Annotated in this window: 25 protein-coding genes; 17 read left to right on the top strand and 8 right to left on the bottom strand. The window is 47.9% G+C overall.

Features of this window, described 5'->3' with window-relative positions; genetic code table 11:
• Positions 1-16 precede the first annotated feature (16 nt).
• From N773_RS0114470 to purD, 12 genes are all read left to right on the top strand, one after another.
• Complete coding sequence (locus N773_RS0114470) at positions 17-733, top strand: IMP cyclohydrolase (protein ID WP_024858459.1); 717 nt, start codon at positions 17-19, stop codon at positions 731-733.
• On the top strand, positions 733-1134 hold the full coding sequence (locus N773_RS0114475) for a hypothetical protein (RefSeq protein WP_024858460.1): 402 nt from the start codon (positions 733-735) through the stop codon (positions 1132-1134). Before N773_RS0114470 ends, N773_RS0114475 begins: the two co-directional genes overlap by 1 nt.
• A gap of 23 nt (positions 1135-1157) precedes the next feature.
• Positions 1158-1712: a hypothetical protein gene (locus N773_RS0114480; RefSeq protein WP_024858461.1), complete on the top strand. Its 555-nt coding sequence runs from the start codon at positions 1158-1160 to the stop codon at positions 1710-1712.
• Between the two features lie 4 nt (positions 1713-1716).
• Positions 1717-2229, top strand: a complete 513-nt coding sequence (locus N773_RS0114485; RefSeq protein ID WP_024858462.1) for a hypothetical protein — start codon at positions 1717-1719, stop codon at positions 2227-2229.
• Positions 2230-2267: 38 nt separating this feature from the next.
• A complete protein-coding gene (locus N773_RS0114490) occupies positions 2268-2810 on the top strand; it encodes a CbrC family protein (protein WP_080678350.1) in 543 nt (180 codons plus the stop codon).
• A 25-nt stretch (positions 2811-2835) separates the two neighbouring features.
• Positions 2836-3654 (top strand): hypothetical protein, encoded by an 819-nt coding sequence (locus N773_RS0114495; RefSeq protein WP_024858464.1) that lies wholly within the window; start codon positions 2836-2838, stop codon positions 3652-3654.
• 15 nt (positions 3655-3669) lie between these two features.
• Positions 3670-4851: a phosphoribosylaminoimidazolecarboxamide formyltransferase gene (locus N773_RS0114500; RefSeq protein WP_024858465.1), complete on the top strand. Its 1182-nt coding sequence runs from the start codon at positions 3670-3672 to the stop codon at positions 4849-4851.
• A gap of 125 nt (positions 4852-4976) precedes the next feature.
• Complete coding sequence (locus N773_RS0114510; RefSeq protein WP_155250903.1) at positions 4977-5231, top strand: hypothetical protein; 255 nt, start codon at positions 4977-4979, stop codon at positions 5229-5231.
• Positions 5232-5423: 192 nt separating this feature from the next.
• Positions 5424-5657 carry a hypothetical protein gene (locus tag N773_RS0114515; protein WP_024858467.1) on the top strand — a complete coding sequence of 78 codons (234 nt, stop codon included), beginning with the start codon at positions 5424-5426 and terminating at the stop codon, positions 5655-5657.
• A gap of 161 nt (positions 5658-5818) precedes the next feature.
• On the top strand, positions 5819-6064 hold the full coding sequence (locus tag N773_RS0114520) for a hypothetical protein (protein ID WP_024858468.1): 246 nt from the start codon (positions 5819-5821) through the stop codon (positions 6062-6064).
• Between the two features lie 34 nt (positions 6065-6098).
• Positions 6099-6845 carry a hypothetical protein gene (locus N773_RS0114525; RefSeq protein ID WP_024858469.1) on the top strand — a complete coding sequence of 249 codons (747 nt, stop codon included), beginning with the start codon at positions 6099-6101 and terminating at the stop codon, positions 6843-6845.
• A 24-nt stretch (positions 6846-6869) separates the two neighbouring features.
• A complete protein-coding gene (gene purD, locus N773_RS0114530; protein WP_024858470.1) occupies positions 6870-8225 on the top strand; it encodes a phosphoribosylamine--glycine ligase in 1356 nt (451 codons plus the stop codon).
• A gap of 278 nt (positions 8226-8503) precedes the next feature.
• Here the strand turns inward: purD and N773_RS0114535 are convergent, their stop codons facing one another.
• The 8 genes from N773_RS0114535 to N773_RS0114570 all read right to left on the bottom strand — a co-directional run bounded on the left by N773_RS0114535 (position 8504) and on the right by N773_RS0114570 (position 17445).
• Positions 8504-9772 carry an O-acetylhomoserine aminocarboxypropyltransferase/cysteine synthase family protein gene (locus N773_RS0114535; RefSeq protein WP_024858471.1) on the bottom strand — a complete coding sequence of 423 codons (1269 nt, stop codon included), beginning with the start codon at positions 9770-9772 and terminating at the stop codon, positions 8504-8506.
• Positions 9773-9786: 14 nt separating this feature from the next.
• On the bottom strand, positions 9787-10869 hold the full coding sequence (locus tag N773_RS0114540) for a hypothetical protein (protein ID WP_196231647.1): 1083 nt from the start codon (positions 10867-10869) through the stop codon (positions 9787-9789).
• Positions 10870-10949: 80 nt separating this feature from the next.
• Positions 10950-11576, bottom strand: a complete 627-nt coding sequence (locus N773_RS0114545) for a hypothetical protein (RefSeq protein WP_024858473.1) — start codon at positions 11574-11576, stop codon at positions 10950-10952.
• A gap of 4 nt (positions 11577-11580) precedes the next feature.
• Positions 11581-12429: a hypothetical protein gene (locus N773_RS0114550; RefSeq protein WP_024858474.1), complete on the bottom strand. Its 849-nt coding sequence runs from the start codon at positions 12427-12429 to the stop codon at positions 11581-11583.
• Positions 12422-12799: a DUF2085 domain-containing protein gene (locus N773_RS0114555; protein ID WP_024858475.1), complete on the bottom strand. Its 378-nt coding sequence runs from the start codon at positions 12797-12799 to the stop codon at positions 12422-12424. The genes N773_RS0114550 and N773_RS0114555 overlap by 8 nt, the downstream gene beginning before the upstream one ends.
• The gene (locus tag N773_RS0114560; protein ID WP_024858476.1) at positions 12796-13044 is read right to left on the bottom strand and encodes a hypothetical protein; all 249 of its coding nucleotides are present in this window, start codon (positions 13042-13044) and stop codon (positions 12796-12798) included. The genes N773_RS0114555 and N773_RS0114560 overlap by 4 nt, the downstream gene beginning before the upstream one ends.
• 273 nt (positions 13045-13317) lie before the next feature.
• Positions 13318-14757, bottom strand: coding sequence for an adenylosuccinate lyase (purB, locus tag N773_RS0114565; RefSeq protein ID WP_024858477.1), 1440 nt, complete (start codon positions 14755-14757; stop codon positions 13318-13320).
• Between the two features lie 966 nt (positions 14758-15723).
• Complete coding sequence (locus N773_RS0114570) at positions 15724-17445, bottom strand: phospho-sugar mutase (RefSeq protein ID WP_024858478.1); 1722 nt, start codon at positions 17443-17445, stop codon at positions 15724-15726.
• 279 nt (positions 17446-17724) lie between these two features.
• Between N773_RS0114570 and N773_RS0114575 the strand changes: the two genes are divergently transcribed.
• Genes N773_RS0114575 through N773_RS0114595 form a run of 5 tightly spaced genes read left to right on the top strand, consistent with a single transcriptional unit; the run spans position 17725 to position 21726 of the window.
• Positions 17725-18255, top strand: a complete 531-nt coding sequence (locus tag N773_RS0114575) for a hypothetical protein (RefSeq protein ID WP_024858479.1) — start codon at positions 17725-17727, stop codon at positions 18253-18255.
• Entirely contained in the window at positions 18239-18607 is a 369-nt protein-coding gene (locus tag N773_RS0114580; RefSeq protein WP_024858480.1) for a hypothetical protein, read from the top strand. The genes N773_RS0114575 and N773_RS0114580 overlap by 17 nt, the downstream gene beginning before the upstream one ends.
• An 11-nt stretch (positions 18608-18618) precedes the next feature.
• Positions 18619-19143, top strand: coding sequence for a DUF6756 family protein (locus N773_RS0114585; protein WP_024858481.1), 525 nt, complete (start codon positions 18619-18621; stop codon positions 19141-19143).
• A 49-nt stretch (positions 19144-19192) separates the two neighbouring features.
• Positions 19193-20197: an alpha/beta fold hydrolase gene (locus tag N773_RS0114590; RefSeq protein ID WP_024858482.1), complete on the top strand. Its 1005-nt coding sequence runs from the start codon at positions 19193-19195 to the stop codon at positions 20195-20197.
• On the top strand, positions 20197-21726 hold the full coding sequence (locus N773_RS0114595; protein WP_024858483.1) for a YifB family Mg chelatase-like AAA ATPase: 1530 nt from the start codon (positions 20197-20199) through the stop codon (positions 21724-21726). Before N773_RS0114590 ends, N773_RS0114595 begins: the two co-directional genes overlap by 1 nt.
• Positions 21727-21731 lie beyond the last annotated feature (5 nt).

Here is a 21731-nt window from a genome sequence, read left to right on the forward strand (position 1 = left end):
AAGGAGGTCAAAAAATATGAAAACACTTGACATTTACGAGGAACTGAAAGGCAACGCTTACCCCGGAAGAGGTATCATCATCGGCAAGAGCGCTGACGGCAAGCACGCTGTTACTGCTTATTTCATCATGGGCAGAAGCGTGAATTCCAGAAACAGAGTTTTCACCGAAACTGCTGACGGCATCAAGACCGAGGCAGCTGATCCTTCAAAGCTTTCCGATCCTCATCTGATAATATATTCCCCTGTAAGAGTACTGGGCAACAAGACCATCGTTACCAACGGCGATCAGACTGATACTATATACGAGCTTATGGACAAGCAGCAGACTTTCGAGCAGAGCCTGCGCACAAGAGAGTATGAGGACGATGCTCCCAACTATACACCCAGAATTTCCGGTATCATGCACGTTGGCGACGGTCAGTACAACTATGCTATGAGCATACTGAAATCCGCTGACGGCAACCCAGACAGTGTTGAGAGATTCACTTTCAGCTATTCAACTCCCATAGCAGGCTTTGGTCATTTCATCCACACCTATATGGGTGACGGCAATCCTCTGCCCAGCTTTGAAGGTGAACCCAAGAAGATCGCTATCCCCAACGATATCGATGAGTTCACCAACGGTCTCTGGAACGCACTGAACGAGGATAACAAGGTATCCCTGTTTGTAAGGTTCATCGATATCGAAACAGGCAAGGCTGTATCGAAGATCGTAAACAAGTATACAAAGTAATGGCAAGGCAGCTGATAAGATATTTCTCGATAGCTCCCGGCAACGGGTACACGCTCGGCATGACAGAGGACGGACGGTATGTTTTTGCGGGAAATATCGGCAGCACACAGATGACCGAGCTTTACGATATCGGCAAAGAGCTTTATGAGAAGTTTACCGACCCTGCCAACAAGGATAAACTGCGGGATATGATAAAGGATATATATACCGAATGTAAGTGTATAGCCTTTCAGGGTTCGCGCATCGAGCCTATGCCGATACTTGTTCCCGAGCATAAAACTCTGGCGGAGCATATGGAGTATTTCCGTTTTATAAACGAGAACCATGTCATAGGCGGCATGATCGAGGACGAAAAGGTCATACTTTTGACCGAGAACGGTAAGCAGAGCTTTGACCTGTAAAAATATTCCAAAGGAGAAGAATTATGGAACTGCTATCCATGAAATGTCCAAACTGTGCAGGGAACATAAATTATAAACATGGTAAAACCAGCTGCAAATGTCCCTACTGCGATTCGGTTATAAAGATATCCATGTCCGCAGAAGATCTGGATTATGAGCAGATGATGAGAGATAGCGCTGCTGCTGAGAACGCTAAAAAAACCTATCTGGCAAAGCTTAAAAGGTGGCAGACCATAAAGTATGTCTCAATGGTGTTGTGTGTAGTCATAGGTTTTGTGTTCGGCTTTGCACCTGAACATTCGAGTATGTCAACGATATCAGGCTTTCCTGTTATCGTGCTGCTTTTTGGCGGCGGTCCGATACTCCATTCCTTTGCACCGACTCCTCCCGATATAATTCTGAATAAACTTACCCCCAAGGAAAGACCCAGTTCAACAGGAGCACTTTACGGTATCGTGATCGGTATGCTGCTGTTGGGCGGAGTGATCGGCGAGATGGTCAAGGGAGACAGTTTTTCCGAAAAGGACAGCGGATCAAGTGTGGCTTCGGTAGTCTTTGAAATGAGCCAAGGCAGGTAATTACATGGAAATAATGGCAATGAAATGCCCGAACTGTTCGGGTGATATAAACTATGCCCCTGGTCAGCGGGTGACAAAATGCCCCTACTGTGATTCGGTGCTGAACATAAAGGAAGGCTCTGACAGGGCAGTCCTTGAAAGAACCAAAAATGAATTCAAGAACATCGAGCATATCAGGTATGAATATGCCAGAAGCGTCCAGCACTGGAAAACGCTCACATATCTCTATTACGGGCTTGTATTCGTGCTGACGATCACAGCTTTCATGTTGTTAGACTTCTTCAGGAATCATTCAGGCGGGTATGATCTCGGCGGGATAATTTTTATGATGCTGTGCATATCCTTTCTGGCAGTACCTGCGGTCTTTTCTAAAACAGTACCCATCCCACCCAAAGAAGTCGAACAGCCGCTGAGACTGAGATCAGGGCTGCCCGCTGCTGTCAGAATGACAGTTACCGCATTGCTGGTAGCTTTGGGAGGTGGTTTCATAGCTTATCTCATCATGGAGATTTTGTGATCATCTTCTTCGCATAACAGTTTCTGAAACAGTGAGGTATGGATATGGATAAAGACTTCCCGAAATTCAGATATCACCCCGACCCCATAGGCACAGGGGCTTTCAAAAAGGCTGACAAGCCGCAGATATGCGAATGCTGCGGCAAAAAGACCGGATATGTATACGAAAGTCCATTCTATTCGACAGAAGATGTTGAGTGTCTGTGTCCATGGTGTATAGCCGACGGCAGTGCCGCAAAGAAATTTGACGGCGAGTTTCAGGACGCTTACAGCTGTGAGGAGATTGATGATGTATCCAAGCTGGACGAACTTATACACCGTACCCCGGGATACTGCGGGTGGCAGCAGGAAGTCTGGCTGGCACATTGTAATGATTACTGCGCTTTTGTGGGCTATGTGGGTATGGCAGAACTTGAAAAGATGGGTCTTTCAGATAAACTGGAAGATATCTACCGCAAGGACGAGGCTATGTTCGATATCGGTGATATCAGAGAATGTATGACAAACGGCGGCAGTATGCAGGGCTATCTTTTCAGGTGCCTGCACTGCGGAAAGTATCAGCTTTATGCTGACTGTGACTGAACATCGCCTGTGGAGGTGTCAGAATATGAATAATAATGACAAGTACAGGCAGAACAAAAAGAACGGGTTTGTTATAATCACCCTTTTCACACTGCTATTCTTACCTATGATGCTCTTTGACGTATTTGATCTGATCTTTGCTTTACCTTTTCTGCTGCTGCTTTGGGGGCCGTTCCTTTTCTTTATCAGCAAGACAGAAAAGGAATACAGGCGCTCGAAACTTCTGTACAAGGGCGACCTTGATGAAGCTGTAAGAAAATGCCGGAATGTGAAGGGCGACAATGCAGCGCTGGATCAGGGTATCTACGGTTTGTTATCATGTCATTTGACTCTTTACACCGATATAGACATTATTCAGCCGAGGTATTACGGTCTTCAAAGCAATAAACCGACGTATCAGCTGTATATTTATATAAAGTATAACAGTGAAGCAGCGAGCGATGTGCTGAATTTTGCGACACGCAGTGAAATTGAAGAGTTTATCGAAATGATAAAAAGCGTTTCACCCATCGAACTGAGAGTGAACGAACCTTCGGGCGCACCAACAGGCAAAGAAATGGACTCATTGACAAGAGCAGCACTGGGAAACACTGTGGCAGATATTTTACAGTTCGACAAGTATTCGGCAGAACAGATAGATGCCCGCGCCAACAGAAACAGTGATGATATTCTGGTGGTAAAAGATCCTGATGACCCGATGTTCAAAAACATGGGCATAGAAATGCGCCGCATGGATGAAAGAACTAAAACTGTGGATCCCGATGATTTCTTCGGTAAAGTCCCGATAGTAAAAGCTGATAAAGACGCGGATGATCCCGCGGATAAGGATAAAATTATATTTTAATCGGAGGTAATAACAATGGCAAACGAGATGCTTTTGAAGTACGGCTGCAACCCCAATCAGAAGCCGTCAAGAGTATATATGGAGGATGGTAAGGATCTTCCTATCGAAGTGCTCAACGGCAAGCCCGGCTATATCAACCTGCTGGACGCTTTCAACGGCTGGCAGCTGGTAAAGGAGCTGAAAGCTGCTACCGGTATGTGCGCTGCAACTTCTTTCAAGCACGTATCTCCCGCAGGTGCCGCTATCGGCAGACCCCTGACAGAGACTGAGGCTAAGATATACTTCGTTGACGATCTGGGCGAGCTTTCTTCACTGGCTTGCGCTTATGCAAGGGCAAGAGGTGCAGACAGAATGTCCAGCTACGGCGATTTCATCGCACTGTCCGATGTATGTGATGTTCCTACTGCCAAGATGATACAGAGAGAGGTATCCGACGGCGTTATCGCTCCCGGCTATACCGATGAAGCTCTGGAGATACTCAAGTCCAAGAGAAAGGGTACATACAATATCATCAAGATCGACGAGAACTATGTTCCCGCTGAGATCGAGCGCAAGCAGGTATTCGGCGTGACCTTCGAGCAGGGCAGAAACGAGCTGAAGATCGATAAGGCACTGCTTTCCAACGTTGTTACCGAGAATAAGGATATCCCCGATGACAAGCTGGAAGATCTGATGATCTCCCTCATCACACTGAAGTATACCCAGTCCAACTCCGTATGCTATGTCAAGAACGGACAGGCTATCGGTATCGGTGCAGGTCAGCAGTCCAGAGTACACTGCACAAGACTTGCAGGCAGCAAGGCTGATAACTGGTGGCTGAGACAGAACCCCAAGGTAATGGCTCTGCCTTTCAAGGACGATATCCGCAGACCTGACCGTGACAACGCTATCGACGTATATATCGGCGATGAGTACGAGGACGTTCTGGCTGAGGGCGAGTGGCAGAGAATATTCAAGACCAAGCCCGAGCCTCTGACCCGCGAGGAGAAGAAGGAATGGCTGGCTAAGAATACCGATGTATGTCTCGGCTCCGATGCTTTCTTCCCCTTCGGCGACAATATCGAGAGAGCTAAGAAGTCAGGCGTTGCATATATCGCAGAGCCCGGCGGATCTATCCGTGATGACAATGTTATAGATACCTGCAACAAGTACGGTATGGCTATGGCATTCACAGGTATCAGACTCTTCCATCACTAATGGATAAAAGAATAATAATTGCGGCGCTGTCGGCGGCGGTGATACTCACCGCCTGCGGCAAGGCTCCCGATAAAGATCAGGGAGAAAGTGCCGCGCCGAATGAAGCAGCATAGCTGAGGAGAGCAGTGAATCTGATGAAAGCTCCGCCCGCAGGGCAGTCTCTTATCGACTGGAGTACCCTTGATATCAACGGTATCCCGTGGATACGCAGAGAGTATACTCTCGATACGTCGGCTTTCGGAGTTGACTCCAGGATCTTGCAGTATACGGGCTTCAACGGGTATACCGAAGTGAATGTCTGCTTTACGATAACCGAAACAAGTGTATCGGATATCGACAACGACCTGCGTGACCTTATGTGGTCGGTGCAGTTTGAATAGCGGTAAGACCGCACAGTAAGGAAATTATGCGCATGACGCATAGTAAGGAAAGTAAGTAACCGACATAAAGTATCCCCATACCACCAACGATCGATATACAATGTATCATCGGCGGAGATATGGGAGATCGTTATGCCGTTACAAATAAAATTTCAGCCGGAGAGTCCGGCGGCATGAATGGAGTAATGTAAAATGAACAAGAAAATCGGTATGGTAATGGTGATCGCAGCTGCTGTTGCAGCAATGACAATGGCTTCCTGCGGCAAGAAGGCAGAGGAAAAGGCTAACGATTCCAAGCCTGCAGCACAGGCTGTTTCCGGTGATGTTGTAGTGACCGATGATGAGACTACTGATGCTGATGATGAAACCACTACCGAGGAAGAAACAGTTACCGCAGAGGAGACTGTTGAATCAGCAGCTGAATAAGTTCAACTTAAATACGGAAGATACCGACAACGCTATGATGTTGTCGGTAAAGTCCGTATAGCGGCAATGACCGCACAGTATGTAAAAAAATGCGCAGTTGCGCATTTATCAGGAAAGTAAAATTTAGCCGGGATATCGGCACATGAATGGAGAAGTTTAAAATGAATAAGGTATTTACAAAGGTAATGATCATCGCTGCAGCCGTAGCTGCTATGTCTCTGACCGCTTGCGGCAAGAAGGAAGAGGAGAAGGCTAACGATTCCAAGCCTGCTGCACAGGCTGTTGTTTCTGACGATGTTGTAACAGATGATGAAACTACTGATGCTGACGACGAGACTACTACCGAGGAAGAAACTGTGACCGCTGAGGAGACTCTCGAGAACGCAGAGGTCGTTGAGGCAGAATAAACTCATAATATTTTGACAGAAGTGTGGTTTTGAAATGAAAAAGATCGCTATCGCTGCTATGGCAGCAGTCGTGGCTGTCAGTCTTGCTGCCTGCGGCGGCAAGGAAAGCAAGGACGGATCGGGCAAAAAGGACAGCAGTTCGGGGGCGGCAGGTGCGCCTGCGGGCAATACTCCCGGTATAGTCATTATTGACCCGAATGAGGGCGCTCCTGCGGCTGACAATACCGCGGCGGCTGAAAACTCCGAGGCGGAAGCTGAAGACAAAACGGTCATCGAGATCAAGGATCCCGAAGCTGCCGATACATTATCTTCGGCGGCGGAAAAGAAGAAAAAGGAAACCAAGCCCGTTTTTACCGTAAAGGCTGACGATAAAAAGTGGGAGACCACTCAGGATTCTGCTTCTTCAACGTCGATAGTATATAAGAGCGATGATATCGCTGATGCAAAGGACAACTGCTCGATAATGATAAATTCCCGCGTGGTTGAAACTATTGCGGATATGACCCTCAGCGATGTGGCTGATGCAGTGATAGATTCCAAGGGGCTGAAAGATCAGATCGAGATCACCGACCGCGGCGATACCAAGGTCGGGGGACACGCGGCTTATACTGTCAGCGGAGTATATTCCGTTGACGGCATATCCTTCGATCTGGATATCAGCATACTTGCCGAGGACACCGCTGTCCTTGAAGTATGGGTCATCTCATACGATCAGTGTACCGCAGCAATGCGGAACAACTTCAATGAAGTTTTAAAGACCATACGTTTCTCAAAGACCTGATAAATTCATAAAGGAGTGTTTTAAATGAAAATACTTGTAGTCGGCGGCGGCGGACGCGAGCACGCTATAATCGCTAAGCTTGCACAGTCCCCTAAAGCTGAAAAGATCTACTGCACCCCCGGCAACGGCGGTATATCCGCAATGGCTGAGTGCTTTGACGTTGGTGCTACCGATGTTGACGGTGTTGTTGCACTGGCTAAAAAGCTGGCTGTCGATCTTGTAGTAGTAGCACCCGACGATCCGCTGGTACTGGGCATGGTAGACGCTTTGCAGGCTGAGGGCTTCAAGACCTTCGGACCTAAAAAGGCAGCCGCTATAATCGAGGGTTCAAAGGTATTCTCCAAGGAACTGATGAAGAAATACTCTATCCCCACTGCGGGCTACGAGGTATTCAAGGACAGCGAGTCTGCTATAGCTTACGTTAAGCAGCAGAACACTTATCCCGCTGTTATAAAGGCTGACGGTCTTGCACTGGGCAAGGGCGTTATACTTGCGCAGAACGAGGAAGAAGCTGTAACAGCTATCAAGGAAATGATAGATGATAAAAAGTTCGGCGACAGCAGTTCCACTATCGTCGTTGAAGAGTATCTCACAGGCCCCGAGGTATCTGTACTCAGCTTCACAGACGGCAAAACTGTCGTTCCTATGATATCCTCCATGGATCACAAGAGAGCACTCGATAACGATGAGGGTCTCAACACAGGCGGAATGGGCACTGTATCTCCTAACCCCTACTACACCGAAGCAATAGCTAAGGAGTGTATGGAGAAGATATTCCTGCCTACCATCAATGCCATGAATTCCGAGGGCAGAACTTTTGAGGGCTGTCTGTATTTCGGACTTATGCTCACTCCCAAGGGACCCAAGGTCATCGAGTACAACTGCCGTTTCGGCGACCCCGAAACACAGGTAGTTCTGCCTATGCTGAAAACAGATCTCGTTGACATCATGGAAGCTATCTATGACCATAAGCTCAGCAAACTCAACGTTGAATGGGCAGAGGGCAGCTGTGCCTGTGTTATAATGGCAAGCGGCGGATACCCCCTCTCTTACCCCAAGGGAATCGAGATCAAGGGTCTTGACGCTAAGGGACAGGTCGAGGGCGCTCAGGTCTTCCATGCGGGAACAAAGCTTGCTGACGGCAAGTTCCTCACCAGCGGCGGACGTGTTCTCGGCGTTACCGCAAAGGGTCTTACCCTGAATTCGGCTCTTGAAAAAGCATATCAGGGCGTTGAAAAGATCACCTTCGAGGGCGCACACTTCCGTAAGGATATCGGTCAGCGCGCACTGAAAGCACTCGATAGCGACCCCCTCCACCTCGGCTATAAAGACGATATGGAGGACTACATCGAAGAAAACGGCGTTTATCTCCGTCAGTGATTGATGATTTAACTTACGAACTGCGAGGTTGATTGGGGGAAAAACCTTTTGAAAAAGGGTTATTCCCCCAAACCCCTTTTCCTAAAACTTTTTACTTAGGTAAGCGGGGGATAGCTATTCTAAAATAGAAAACAAAATGCGGGGGATAGCTGTACTTTTAAAGTACGGCTATCCCCCGCTTACCTATATAAAAGTCTTTGGAAAGGAGTCTGAGGGAGAACCTTTCATCAGAAAGGTTTCCCTCAGTGAATCCCGCAGTCCGTAAGTTAAACTATCGATCAGATAGCCGCAAATGCCTGCTTCAGATCGTCCAGTATATCCTCAACGTTTTCAAGACCAACGGAGAATCTTATCATACCTCCGTCGATGCCTGCGGCTACCAGCTGTTCCTCGGTAAGCTGTCTGTGTGTAGCAGAAGCGGGGTGCAGTACGCAGGTACGGATATCTGCAACGTGAACTTCGTTGGAAGCCAGTTTCAGGCTGTCCATGAACTTGACAGCAACAGGTCTGCCGCCCTTGATGGAGAAGCTGATAACGCCCGAAGCACCCAGAGGCAGATACTTCTGTACCAGAGGATAGTACTTGTTGCCCTCCAGACCGGGATAGAACACGCTCTCAACCTTGTCGTTATTGTTCAGGTACTCAGCTACAATCTTAGCATTCTCAACATACTGCTTCATACGTACAGGCAGTGTTTCCAGACCGAGGTTCAGCAGGAAAGAGGAGTTAGCCGCAGGGTAGCAGCCGAAGTCTCTCATCAGCTGCATACGAGCCTTTACGATGAAAGGTGCAAAAGGATACTTCTCGGTGTAGATAGTGCCGTGATAGCTCTCATCGGGTTCAGTCATGCATGGGAACTTTCCGCTTGCTGCCCAGTCGAACTTGCCGCTGTCAACGATAACGCCGCCTACCTGTACTGCATGGCCGTCCATGTACTTTGATGTAGAGTGTATAACGATATCAGCACCCCACTCGATAGGTCTGCAAAGTATAGGTGTAGCAAAGGTGTTGTCAACTATCAGCGGAACGCCGTTAGCGTGTGCAGCCTTTGCGAACTTTTCGATATCCAGTACTGTCAGCGAGGGGTTAGCGATAGTCTCACCGAATACCAGCTTGGTGTTGGGCTTGAAAGCAGCCATCAGCTCTTCCTCTGTGCAGTCAGGGTCAACCCATATGCACTCGATGCCCAGCTTTTTCAGTGTTATGCTGAACAGGTTGATAGTACCGCCGTATATAGCGGTAGAAGCGATAAAGCTGTCGCCGCTCTCGCAGATGTTCAGTATCGAGCAGAGAGAAGCAGCCTGACCCGAAGAGGTACACATAGCAGCCACACCGCCCTCCAGAGCAGCGATCTTCTTTTCAACCGCATCAGTGGTGGGGTTCTCGAATCTGCCGTAGATAAGGCTGAGGGTGGGGTCATCAAATACCGCAGCCACAGCATCGGTTGAGTCATAAACATAAGTAGTGCTCTGTACTATCGGCACAACTCTGGGTTCTCCGTTCTTGGGGGTATATCCCTCATGCAAACATTTAGTTTCGATCTTCATCATTATCTGTCCTTTCAGTTATATTTATATGTCAAGCTGAATCCATTCAGCTTTATATCAAATTTTTCATTCACGTCATTAATCGCTTCAATACTGCTTTGGAGTTTCTCGACAGGGAAGTTGTCGAGCTCTAATCTACCCTCTATGCAGTTATCTTTGGGTGAACTTATCCAATCAGTTTCACCGAATGCTTCTTCGATATAGTCAGCCGCTTCATTGTACTGACTTGATGGTTCTGTGCACTGTATGCGCACTAATATACTTCCTGTGTCATAGCTATCAGGTGAATTGCTGTTCTGTTCTTTATACACCGAAGTCGGCAGATCAGTCTTTGTGACTGTTATCCTGTTTTCGCCTTTCTCTGACAGCTGGGGCACAAAGCTGCTTTCGATATCTTGATTTATCCCATCAGCGTCGCTCTTTACTGTTAAAAAACGCAATAATATCATTCCATCGCTGCCCATGTATCTGATCGAAGCTTGGAAAGCATCATACTTTTTGAGTATAGCCTCATATTTTGCAGTATTGAAACTGTTGGGTTCTATACAGGCATTCACCAGTGAAATCCCTGCCGAAGCCATTTTTGACTCCGATGGTCTTTTCCAATCCTTGATCTCATCAGGGAGATCTGCTTTTGGTATTACTGCATAAAACCAGCGCTTCACATTGTCATCGGTCATGCCATCTTCTGTCTTTGTGATGTTCAGCATCACTTTTGTTCCGCTGATAAGCACGCGGTCGATAACATATTTGTCACCGCTGCTTCCTGCTCCTGTTTTTGCAAACAGGGTGTACTTGTCAAAGTCGATGTCGTCGAATTCAGGTACATCACCGCAGAAGCTTTTGAATATTTTGTATTCCTCTGTTGAATCAACCATGTAATCATATTTCATTATCAGACTACTGTACTGTACGTGACTGATTATTCCGGTGGACAATTTTTCGTCAGAGATTTCTGTCATACTGTCGGGAATATCCGGTGAAACATCTGAAGATACCTGCTCAGCAGTATCATTCACAGCAGAAGTCTCAGCTTTGCTTTCGGCTTTGCTGTCATTATTTGAAGCACCTGCACAGCCTGCAAGTGCTAATGCCAAAATCAACGGAAAGATCTTTTTCACATTATCACCTCGTCAAATAACTCAGATGTCACAGGTCGTATGGGATTTCGTGCCTTTCACCTGCAAAAACTATTATAATCCACCTTGCTCATGCTGACAGCGCTCTCCATAGCTATCCGCGCCGCCTCGGTGACGTCCATCTGTTTTCCCGCCGCGAATACTGCCTTTTGCAGAGCAATGCCGTATATGATATGCAGTTCGCCGTCTGCGGCATACTTGCTTGCTATGCCGTTAAGGGGGAGCCACAGCTGTTTCAGGTAGATGCCCATATCATCGCCCACTTCGCAGGCGCGGGGCTTTCCGAAATTCTCGCCACCCACGGTGTAGGATATGTAGCGGAATATGTCGTTCACATCTGGCAGTTTACCGCCGTGCTGTTTTACAGCACCGCCTATCATCGACCATACCGAATACTTCTCGTTGACGAGAGGTTCGTTTATAAGGTCGCCGAAATAGAATTTCCTGCCCTGCTTGTCGGTCATTATCGTGAACACCTTGTCCTCCGAAAGACCGTTCTTTTTCATGAACATCACGCGCACATCTTTCTGACAGGAGTATCCCGCCAGTGCGCCCACCGCACATATCAGCGACTGAGGGTGTATCTCCGCCCTGCCGCCACGCATGGCATTTATAAGGCGGTCAAGTATCTCGTCCGCCGCTTTCTGATATTTTGCAATATCCATTATATCACTCTTCTTTTTCGATGTTATCGGGCAACCCGATTATCTCTTCGGGAACTGTCACTTCCTCTTTTCTCAGAAATTTCAGAAACCCCCGATAGCAGTCATTAATATAGCCGTAGTAAAAATAATCAGCTATATAGTCCGAACCGAAATATGTACAACCTACCGACACCATTTCCGATGGGTCTTCCACGTCGCCGTAGTCAAATCGGACTTCGTATGTGAAATACGCATTATCGCTCTCGGCAGTGCCGCTGAAAACGGTTGGCATATCGGTCGTATAATCAAACTTGTTGGGGTTATCGTCGGTGTATTTTTCCCACCACTGACTTCTGATCTTTTTTAGTTCCTCAACACAGCTTTTGTCGGGGTAATGTGCTATTCGTGCTGAAGCAGTGAAATACTCCAAGGATTTTTCGTCATTCACGCCCGATACAAGAAAGCCGTTCGTACAGCCATCAAAGGTCTTGTCGGAAATCTCTGCTGAGTTAGCATCGAGATATTCATGATACTGTTCGTTCTCGTATTCGGCTATGACTTCACCAAGCAAAGTGGCAGTTTGGCTGTCAAGTTCTGTCGCGGAGTTATCGTCGTGGTTGCTGTGCCTAAGGTAATTTTTCAATCCAATGTTATCTGTTTTAACATCGGAGAAGCAACTGCGTTCGATATCAGCTCTCACGATATCAATATCCAGATCCTCTATATTGAAATTCGCCTTGCTGTAATCATCGGCTATACGAACTGCATGGTCGTAATCCAGCCTTTGGAACTTAGCGAGCGTAACTATTGAAAATCCGATCGCCGCCAGCACTGCACAAGACCCAGCCAACACCTTAATATCCGTTTTATCCATGAGTTTTCCTCAGTATCTTCGAGAATATCCGCTTTAGCATCATCGCATACACCACCGCCGTCCCGAAACCGCCGACCACTCCCGTGACCAGCCGCCTTGTGTTGGTGGATTCCTTTATCTTCAGCGCCTGCAATACCCAGTCCGCCAGCATTACTTCGCAAAGGCATACCGCCGCCCACGGTGATACGCGCTTTTTCATAGCAAAGGGAAAACCGATGATATGCCCTATCAGTACACCGGTGCATCTTGCGCATACAGGAAACTGCCACTGTCCTATAAAGAAGCTTCTGTCCGCCCGCTGATGACATCCGCACCGCCCGCCGTATTCCATGGCTTTCAGCCAGATCTCCTGCTTTCTCTCCTCGGTCATACCTTGAATTTCTTGTTGCAGTTGGGGCATACCCAGTAAGCACGGGTCTTTGTCTTGGTGTCCATTCCGCAAAGCCCGCACAGCAGTCCAACAGGACCCATCAGAATATATCCGCATATACCGCTGCAAACGCCGTAATCTCCGCCTGTGGTGGTGGATTCGTTTATTATCTGACAGCTGGGGCAGCCGCATCTGGGGCATACCTTTCCTCTGTAGTAACCGCTGTTATCGTATCTTCTTCTCATTTTTGTTCTCCTCTTTTATATTCTCTTTACTTAACTTCAGCTGTCACGCTTTGCTCTTTTTATACCGCCGGGTATCAGCTATATCAGATCAAGCGATCCGCACACTAAAAAGCCGAAAACAGTGAGAGCAAGTTCGGTATCTCCCTTTGTGTTTTCAACAGGTACTTCGCCGCCGTGTCATATCTGCCCGATTTGATATCCTCTGTATTATGCCGATATTCCCGCGATGAAATTTCCATCGCGGGATATTATCAGCCTTTATCCGTTTTATCGTTATACGTTGATCTCTGCAACATCATCGGATACGCCGTTAGCATCGATGATGGGCTTTACAACGTTAGCTATGAACTCATCTACCTGCTGAGGGCATCTGCCGATGTAGTTCTCGGGCTTCATTATCTCAGCCAGCTCTTCTCTGGTTACCTTGAAGATGGGGTCAGCCGCGATGAGGTCAGCAAGGTCGTTGTCAAGACCGTCCTGCTTAACATGAGCACCTGCTATCATTGAAAGCTCTCTGATATGCTCGTGGAGCTCCTGTCTGTCGCCGCCCTTTTCGCAAGCGTCCATGATTACATTCTCGGTAGCCATGAAAGGCAGTTCAGCCATAACTCTCTTGGTGATGATCTTGTCGTATACCACCAGACCGTTCTCGGGGTCGGTAACGTTCAGCATGATGTTGAGTATAGCGTCAACACCGAGGAAAGCCTCAGCTACGGAGATACGCTTGTTTGCGGAGTCGTCCAGAGTTCTCTCGAACCACTGTGTACCTGCTGTGAATGCGGGGTTCAGTACATCGCACATAACGTATCTTGCCAGTGAGCAGATTCTCTCATCTCTCATGGGGTTACGCTTGTAAGCCATTGCGGAGGAACCTATCTGGGTCTTCTCGAAAGGCTCTTCTATCTCCTTGAAGGACTGGAGAAGTCTGATATCGTTGCCGAACTTCATAGCGCTCTGTGAGATAGCAGCCAGTACCTGACATACAGCGAAGTCAACTTTTCTGGAATAGGTCTGACCCGATACGGGAACAACTGCATCAAAGCCCATTTCCTCAGCTATCAGCTTTTCAAGCTCCTTTACCTTGTCGGTATCGCCGTGGAAAAGCTCCATGAATGAAGCCTGAGTACCTGTTGTACCCTTTGAACCCAGAAGCTTCAGTCTGCCGAGCTGGAAATCAAGGTCTTCCAGGTCCATTACCAGCTCGTTGCACCAGAGAGTTGCTCTCTTGCCCACGGTAGTCAGCTGTGCGGGCTGGAGGTGTGTGTAAGCCAGACAAGGCAGGTTCTTGTACTTGTCAGCGAACTTAGCCAGTTGGTCGATTACCTTTACAAGCTTTCTCTTTACGATGGTCAGAGCGTCGCGCATGATGATGACATCGGTGTTGTCGCCTACATAGCAGGAAGTCGCACCCATGTGGATTATGCCCTTGGCGTTGGGGCAAACCTCACCGTAGGTATGTACGTGAGCCATAACATCGTGGCGGAACTTCTTTTCGTACTCGGCAGCCTTGTCGTAATCAACATCGTTGATGTGAGCAGCAAGCTCATCGACCTGAGCTTGAGTAACGTTAAGACCAAGCTTCATCTCAGCCCTTGCAAGTGCTACCCAGAGTTTTCTCCAGGTGGTGAACTTCTTGTCAGCGGAGAAGATGTACTGCATCTCCTTGCTGGCATATCTTGTACAGAAGGGGGATTCATAGCTGTTAGTTGACATAGTCATTACCTCTTTCATATAATTTCGGGTGAAAAAATATTTACCGCGATAACACCCATGCATATGACTGTAAAAAACTAATTGACAGGTGCATGGGGCATCAGATAAATTTATTATACCATACTATTTTATAAAAGTAAAGACACAGATGGATAAATTATCGGATATAGGCGCGGAAACAAACTGGCGCATCAGACAAACCGAGCCGCGAATCAAAGCGCGCGGTCAAGCCTCGCGCTAGCAGGCTTGCGGGAGCGCGAGGGCAGAGCCCTCGCATCAAGGCGTAAAAGCGACGTAGCAACCAAAAAATCAATATCAGACTATCTTCCCGTCAAAATGCGCGGGCAATACCAAATCCCGAGCGTGAACAAATCTATATTTCCAGTATAAACCAAGTGCGGAGATATTGTCCGCGCACGCCGTCAAACAGCGACAGCGTTTCCGATGACTCGACCCGAGGACGCTGCCGACGCAGTCGCAGCTGAGGGGCGAAAACTCACAAAGCTATGTCATAAAACCAAACCATTGACCAGCCCGGCAAACTCCGCCCCATAATTAAAATCCGGCTAACTGTTGCATGGACTTCAAGAGTGCTTCGCTCTTAACTAACGTACTGCGGTATCAGGTCGCCCCTCGTTCCTCGGGTCGAGTCATCGGATTCGCTTCGCTGTCCGATGACGGCGCGGGCGGTCTGTGCGCCCAGCACGAAAGTGCGTATCACAAGTTTTGTGTTCCATCGGATTTTTGTGACCGCCCGCTTTTTGATAGGGTCGGTAGATAGTCTGCTATTGATTTTATTGTTGTCACGTCGCTTTTGTGCCTTGACCGAGAGGCTCTGCCTCTCGAGCTCTCCGCAAGCCTTTCGCGAAAGGCTTGAGCCAAAGCTCTCTTCTTTGGCATTCTTATCGCAGTTTGTTTATGGCATAAAAATACCCGCAGGGAAGTTCCTGCGGGTAGAATGGTTTATCAGAAGCCGAGTATCTTCTTGAAGTCTGCTTTCAGCGCAGCTTCGGTCTTTTCGGCAGCGGCTCTTGTTTCACCGATTGCGGTGTAGTAAGCCTTTATCTTGGGCTCTGTGCCGGAAGGTCTGATGATAACGCTCGCACCCTGTTCAAGCTCGAATACCAGTACATCGGACTTGGGCAGAGTAAGTACAGTCTTCTTGCCTGTTGCGATATCTGTCTGCTCGGATACCTTGTAGTCTGCAAATACTGTAACTTTCAGTCCGCCGATCTCCTTGGGACCGTTTGTTCTCAGACCAGCCATGATCTCCTTCATCTTCTCCATGCCGCTTGCACCCTCGCATTGGAAGGATTCCTGGCTGTGGAGATAGTTGCCGTACTCATTGTAGAGGTTCTCTCTTGCCTGGAGCAGTGTGATGCCCTTTGTGCGGTAGAATGCAGCCATCTCACAGATCAGCATGGAAGCTACAACAGCGTCCTTATCGCGTACATAAGAACCTGCCAGATAGCCGTAGCTCTCCTCGTAACCGAAGATGTATCTGTCAGCTTCGTTGTCCTTCTCTAAGAAGCCTATCTGCTCACCGATGAACTTGAAGCCTGTGAGGACGTTTCTCAGCTCAACGCCGTATTCCTCAGCTATCTTGCGGCAGATATCGGTGGTAACGATGGTCTTGACAGCAACAGGGTTCTTGGGCATAGTACCCAGTGCTGTTCTCTCCTGACAGATATATTTCAGCAGCATAGCGCCTACTTCGTTGCCTGAGAACAGTACATAGCTGCCATCGGGAGCGGGAACTGCAATACCTACACGGTCGCAGTCGGGGTCAGTAGCCAGCAGCAGGTCGGGCTTTACGCTCTCGCAGAGTTCAAGACCCTTAGCCAGTGCTTCCTTGATCTCGGGGTTAGGGAAAGGACAGGTGGGGAAATTGCCGTCGGGATTCTCTTGCTCGGGAACTACTGTTACTTCCTTGATGCCTATCTTTTTCAGTATAGCTCTTACGGGCTTATTGCCTGTGCCGTTAAGGGGAGTATAAACTACTTTCAGACCGCTGTCTGCAACGAGGTCGGTATGTATGCCCTGTTCAGCAACCTTATCAAGGTACTTGTCGATAACGTCCTGACCGATATACTCGATCATGCCGCTCTTCAGACCCTCTTCAAAGTCGATGAACTTAGCACCGCCGAACATATCAACGGACTCGATCTTCTCGGTAACAACGTTAGCAGCATCGATGGTCAGCTGGCAGCCGTCCTCACCGTATACCTTATAGCCGTTGTACTTAGCGGGGTTATGTGAAGCTGTTACCATAACGCCTGCCTGACAGCCCAGTTCACGTACTGCCCATGAAAGGCAGGGAGTAGGCATGAGCTCCTTGTAGATGTAAGCCTTGATGCCGTTAGCCGCCATAACAGCAGCGGTAGCCTTGGCAAATACGTCCGACTTGATTCTTGAATCGTAGGAGATAGCAACGCTTGCGTTCTTGAATGTCTGGTTAACATAGTCAGCCAGACCCTGTGTTGCACGTCTGATAGTATAGATATTCAGTCTGTAGGAGCCTGCGCCGATAACGCCGCGGAGACCGCCTGTACCGAATTCGAGATCTCTGTAAAAACGGTCGAGGATAGCTTCGTCATCGCCCTCAACGGATTTCAGTTCAGTTACGAGGTCGGGATCGTCCACAGCCTTTTCACACCAGAGCTTATAGAGTTCAGTTTCTTTGCTCATTTTTCTCACCTCATCAGTTATTTCTTTCCACACCACGGAAAATCGATCATCTTTATCCTTTATGTTATGCAGAAATCATTCTGCACGTATACAATATATTATACCATAATAAAATTATTTTTCAAGGGGAATAGAATTTTTTTAACAATCAGGAACGAATAAACCATCGATTTTTGGAAATTCAACAAAAATCTTTGGCTAAATTACTTGAATGTTGGAAACTTTTGTGGTATAATTACAGTAAACTTATGACCATATAAAGAAAAAGGAGAAAACGAAATGTTTATAAGACAAATGAAGGCTTCAAACAGCGGCAGATACCTGCTTGCAGCCGAATATGAGAAAAAAGTCGCGGCTTTCGATTCTGTCACAGGGGCAAAGCTGGGTGAGTACGACACTAAGTATGGTCCCGGCGGCGACAGGCTGTGCATATCCGACAGCGGAAAGCTTTTCGCGGCGGCAGCTTACAGCAGGTCGGGCATAACCCTTTATGAAGTTGAAAGCGGAAAAGCCCTGTGGAATACCAAAGAGGTCAAGAAGATCCAGCGTCTGTATTTCAGTGCTGATGATAAGGTGCTTTATGCCATAAATGCCGAGAACAAAATGTTCACTCTTTCACTTGCGGATGGCAGTATCACCTCCATAGAAAAGGATCATGAAAAGCTTTATCCTGATATTGAACTTGAAGTATCCTCTGCACGAGAGTACCTGTTTTTTCGGGGGAAAAAGCAAAAAATATCCGCGCTTACTGCTGAGTGTATGTTCAGGGGGCGGAAGAGTATACTGTTCTGTGATGTGCGGCGGATTTGAATGCTGTGACACCGACCTGAATAAGCTGTGGTCAGCTGAAAACAAGGTGGGTGAACATTATCTAAGGCTGGGATATATCCCGGAATACGACTATATTGCGGCGGTGGGATTCAGATATGACGCGGAAGATGAGGTCGAGGAGGGGGAGATGACCCCGACTTTTGTAGATGTTTATTCCGCAAAGGATGGCATTAAGCTGTATTCCCGCAACCTTGAAAACGCCTATGTTTCTGCTTTTATAAACGGCGGCACACAGCTGGTATGTTCCGACGGGATAGTGGTCACATTTGGTAAAGACAACTGCACTACAAAAGATGCTGTAACCATGCAGGAACAGCGGTTTGAATTTTAGGAGTTCACAAAATGCCATACGATGACCTTAAATATATTTCCGAAAGAAAAAAGCACTTGTTTCTCCGTGATGAGATAGAGGAAGTTATAAAGGCGAAGAACATCGACCGCGGAAAATTTCATGAATATTCAAAGCAAGGTTACACTGATATCATCAGCAAGTTTTATTTCACCTTTGCCGATATAAAAAACTATCCAGTGGGCAGACAGACCCTTGAAGAGTACAATATGCATTTCAGGGAAGAACTTTACTGCGAACACATAGCCTGTTCACTTAATTACGAAAGCCATGCAGGGTATATTCAGGCTATCAAGGCGGGTATACCCGATGAGGACAAGCTTTTTCTGATACTTTCAGACGGCTGGGTGTATGAGGGTGAAAAAGATGCGATGTTCGATGTGCTGGAAGAAGTTTACGATATCAGGGACTTTTATGTAATTTCACCGAAGTTCAGCTGGTTCACGGCAGTCAGCAAAATTGAAGACAGTGCCTGTCTGTACAGGCAGAGATCGTACAAGAATGAAACAGCCCGCTGAGGGCGATACTATGATCTATCAAAAATCAAAGCACAAGGAGGTATAAACTATGTCAAACAGTGAATACATCACCGAGAAAAGATATTTCCCTTCAAGCGATAAGGGCAAGAAGATATACTATGAGATATACACCAAGAAGGATTTTCAGCCAAAAGCAGTCATACAGCTGGTACACGGTATGTGCGAATACGTGCGCAGATACCGCGAGTTTGCAAGATTTCTCAACGATAACGGATATCTTGTAGTCGGCAACGACCATCTGGGGCACGGTATGACCGCCGCTAAGCTTGCCGAGGAAAAAGACGGTATAATTGACCCGAACAAAAACAAGGAACTGGGTTTCATCAGCGAGCGCAACGGCTGGCAGCACTGTCTGGCTGATATGCACCGCCTTACGAGAGTAATGAAAAAAGAATACCCCGACCTGCCATACTTCATGTTTGCACACAGCATGGGAAGTCTGCTGGGCAGGGCTTATGCGACTTCATACCCCGATGAACTTGACGGAGTTATTTTCAGCGGCACAGGTGCGCTGCTGGGGGTCGAACCTCAGCTGATGCTTTATTTGCAGGGCATAAGAAAAGTCAAGGGCAGCAGGTTCAGACCGCCCCTTACAGATATGGCTATGTTCGGAAAATACGGCATATATAACTCAAAGTCGGGCAGGGACGGCGGTAACTGGCTGAACCGAAATGAAGACGAGGTAATAAAATACAATGCGGATGCCTACTGCAATTTCTGTTTTACTGTAAACGGATTTGAAAATCTGGTGGGTGTGAATTACTATGTCAACAGGAACAAGTGGTTCGAGGAATACCCGAAAGAACTGCCGACCTATATAATATCGGGCAGCAAAGACCCTGTGGGAGACTGCGGCAGGGGAGTGCTGAAAGTGTATAACAAGCTGCGCCTTTACGACTGCGATGCTGAGATGAAGATATACAACGGCGCAAGGCACGAACTGATAAACGAACTCAACAAGGAGGAGGTCTACAGGGACGTGCTGGATTTCTATGAAGGCATAATGTCGGCAAAGACAGAGGGCGAAGGCTGATGTATGCGCGGATAAACAGCCTTGGTCTGCTGGGGCTGAATGCTTTTCCCGTGACGGTGGAGATAGAAAGTTCAGAGGGGCTTGAAAGTTTCGATATCGTGGGAATGGCTGATATATCGGTAAAGGAGAGTCGTGAGAGGATACGCTCGGCTTTTCGCAGCAGCGGGATAAACTTCCCCGAAGCAAGGGTGCTTGTGAACCTTGCACCCGCAGATGTTAAAAAGACAGGGGCGGTGCACGACCTTGCTATCGCAGTATCTGTTTTGAGGATAATGGGGATATCGAATGATGCGTATATGCAGAAGTCGGTATTCATAGGCGAAGTTGCGCTGAACGGCGAGATACGTGCTGTACAGGGTGTTCTGCCCATGACCATAATGGCAAAAGAAAACGGCATGGAGAGGATATTCGTTCCTATCGACAACCTGCGTGAAGCCTCGGTGGTGGAGGGTATTGACTGCCTTGGTGTGGGTTCACTGGGGGAGTTGGTCTATCATCTGGCGGGCAAGGCGCAGATAGTTCCCGCACAGCCGTACAAGCCCGAAAAAGTCAGCTATTACGGTGCGCTTGATTTTGCTGATGTACGCGGACAGAGTTTTGCAAAGCAGGCTTTGGAAGTCGCGGCAGCAGGCGGTCACAACGTGCTGATGGTGGGTTCGCCGGGCTCGGGAAAATCCATGCTTTCAAAGCGTATGCCTTCCATACTTCCTGCCATGACCTTTGAGGAATCCATCGAGACCACGAAGATACATTCCGTGGCAGGGCATATCGACAAGAATGCGCCGCTGATAACGGTGAGACCTTTCCGTGCGCCCCATCATACGGTATCAACAGCGGGTCTTGCGGGAGGCGGAAGCATACCCAAGCCGGGCGAGATATCCCTTGCACATAACGGACTTCTCTTTCTTGATGAAATGGCAGAATTCTCCCGTGCATCGCTGGAGATACTACGACAGCCCATAGAAGACCAGCAGGTGACCATATCCCGTGCATTCGGCACCATAACCTATCCCTGTTCATTCATGCTGATAGGTGCCATGAACCCTTGCCCCTGCGGATATTTCGGTCATCCCACGAGGAAATGCATATGCTCCCACAAGCAGGTGGTGAACTATCTGAACAAGATAAGCGGGCCTCTGCTTGACAGATTTGATGTGCATATCGAAGTTGAACCTGTGGAGTACGGCGATCTGTCTTCACCGCAGAAGGAAGAATCATCGGCGGAGGTACGGGCGCGTGTGCAGAAGGCAAGAGATATACAGACGGCGAGATTCGAGGGGACTTCAATAACCTGCAATGCGAGGATAACTCCCGACAGACTGCATGAATTCTGTCAGATGACGGAGGAAGCGCGGAACACTCTTGGAAAGGTGTTTGACAACCTCGGGCTTTCGGGACGCGCATACGATAAGATGATGAAAGTATCGCGGACGGTTGCTGATATGGATAACAGCGAAATGATAACCGAAGCCCATGTGATGCAGACGGTGATGTACAGAAGTCTTGACAGGAAATACTGGAACGAGTGAAAGAG

This window comes from Ruminococcus albus AD2013 (assembly GCF_000526775.1).
GTDB classification, from domain to species: Bacteria; Bacillota; Clostridia; order Oscillospirales; family Ruminococcaceae; genus Hominimerdicola; species Hominimerdicola alba_A.

Excerpts from the sequence above, each read along its gene's own strand:
- purD (WP_024858470.1), top strand. The coding sequence starts at position 6,870 with ATGAAAATACTTGTAGTCGGCGGCGGCGGACGCGAGCACGCTATAATC.
- N773_RS0114515 (WP_024858467.1), top strand. The coding sequence starts at position 5,424 with ATGAACAAGAAAATCGGTATGGTAATGGTGATCGCAGCTGCTGTTGCA.
- N773_RS0114475 (WP_024858460.1), top strand. The coding sequence starts at position 733 with ATGGCAAGGCAGCTGATAAGATATTTCTCGATAGCTCCCGGCAACGGG.
- N773_RS0114545 (WP_024858473.1), bottom strand. The coding sequence starts at position 11,576 with ATGGATATTGCAAAATATCAGAAAGCGGCGGACGAGATACTTGACCGC.
- N773_RS0114575 (WP_024858479.1), top strand. The coding sequence starts at position 17,725 with ATGTTTATAAGACAAATGAAGGCTTCAAACAGCGGCAGATACCTGCTT.
- N773_RS0114580 (WP_024858480.1), top strand. The coding sequence starts at position 18,239 with ATGTGCGGCGGATTTGAATGCTGTGACACCGACCTGAATAAGCTGTGG.
- N773_RS0114490 (WP_080678350.1), top strand. The coding sequence starts at position 2,268 with ATGGATATGGATAAAGACTTCCCGAAATTCAGATATCACCCCGACCCC.
- N773_RS0114525 (WP_024858469.1), top strand. The coding sequence starts at position 6,099 with ATGAAAAAGATCGCTATCGCTGCTATGGCAGCAGTCGTGGCTGTCAGT.
- N773_RS0114495 (WP_024858464.1), top strand. The coding sequence starts at position 2,836 with ATGAATAATAATGACAAGTACAGGCAGAACAAAAAGAACGGGTTTGTT.
- N773_RS0114520 (WP_024858468.1), top strand. The coding sequence starts at position 5,819 with ATGAATAAGGTATTTACAAAGGTAATGATCATCGCTGCAGCCGTAGCT.
- N773_RS0114590 (WP_024858482.1), top strand. The coding sequence starts at position 19,193 with ATGTCAAACAGTGAATACATCACCGAGAAAAGATATTTCCCTTCAAGC.
- N773_RS0114535 (WP_024858471.1), bottom strand. The coding sequence starts at position 9,772 with ATGAAGATCGAAACTAAATGTTTGCATGAGGGATATACCCCCAAGAAC.
- N773_RS0114470 (WP_024858459.1), top strand. The coding sequence starts at position 17 with ATGAAAACACTTGACATTTACGAGGAACTGAAAGGCAACGCTTACCCC.
- N773_RS0114555 (WP_024858475.1), bottom strand. The coding sequence starts at position 12,799 with ATGACCGAGGAGAGAAAGCAGGAGATCTGGCTGAAAGCCATGGAATAC.
- N773_RS0114500 (WP_024858465.1), top strand. The coding sequence starts at position 3,670 with ATGGCAAACGAGATGCTTTTGAAGTACGGCTGCAACCCCAATCAGAAG.
- N773_RS0114560 (WP_024858476.1), bottom strand. The coding sequence starts at position 13,044 with ATGAGAAGAAGATACGATAACAGCGGTTACTACAGAGGAAAGGTATGC.
- N773_RS0114480 (WP_024858461.1), top strand. The coding sequence starts at position 1,158 with ATGGAACTGCTATCCATGAAATGTCCAAACTGTGCAGGGAACATAAAT.
- N773_RS0114485 (WP_024858462.1), top strand. The coding sequence starts at position 1,717 with ATGGAAATAATGGCAATGAAATGCCCGAACTGTTCGGGTGATATAAAC.
- N773_RS0114570 (WP_024858478.1), bottom strand. The coding sequence starts at position 17,445 with ATGAGCAAAGAAACTGAACTCTATAAGCTCTGGTGTGAAAAGGCTGTG.
- N773_RS0114585 (WP_024858481.1), top strand. The coding sequence starts at position 18,619 with ATGCCATACGATGACCTTAAATATATTTCCGAAAGAAAAAAGCACTTG.
- purB (WP_024858477.1), bottom strand. The coding sequence starts at position 14,757 with ATGTCAACTAACAGCTATGAATCCCCCTTCTGTACAAGATATGCCAGC.
- N773_RS0114550 (WP_024858474.1), bottom strand. The coding sequence starts at position 12,429 with ATGGATAAAACGGATATTAAGGTGTTGGCTGGGTCTTGTGCAGTGCTG.
- N773_RS0114595 (WP_024858483.1), top strand. The coding sequence starts at position 20,197 with ATGTATGCGCGGATAAACAGCCTTGGTCTGCTGGGGCTGAATGCTTTT.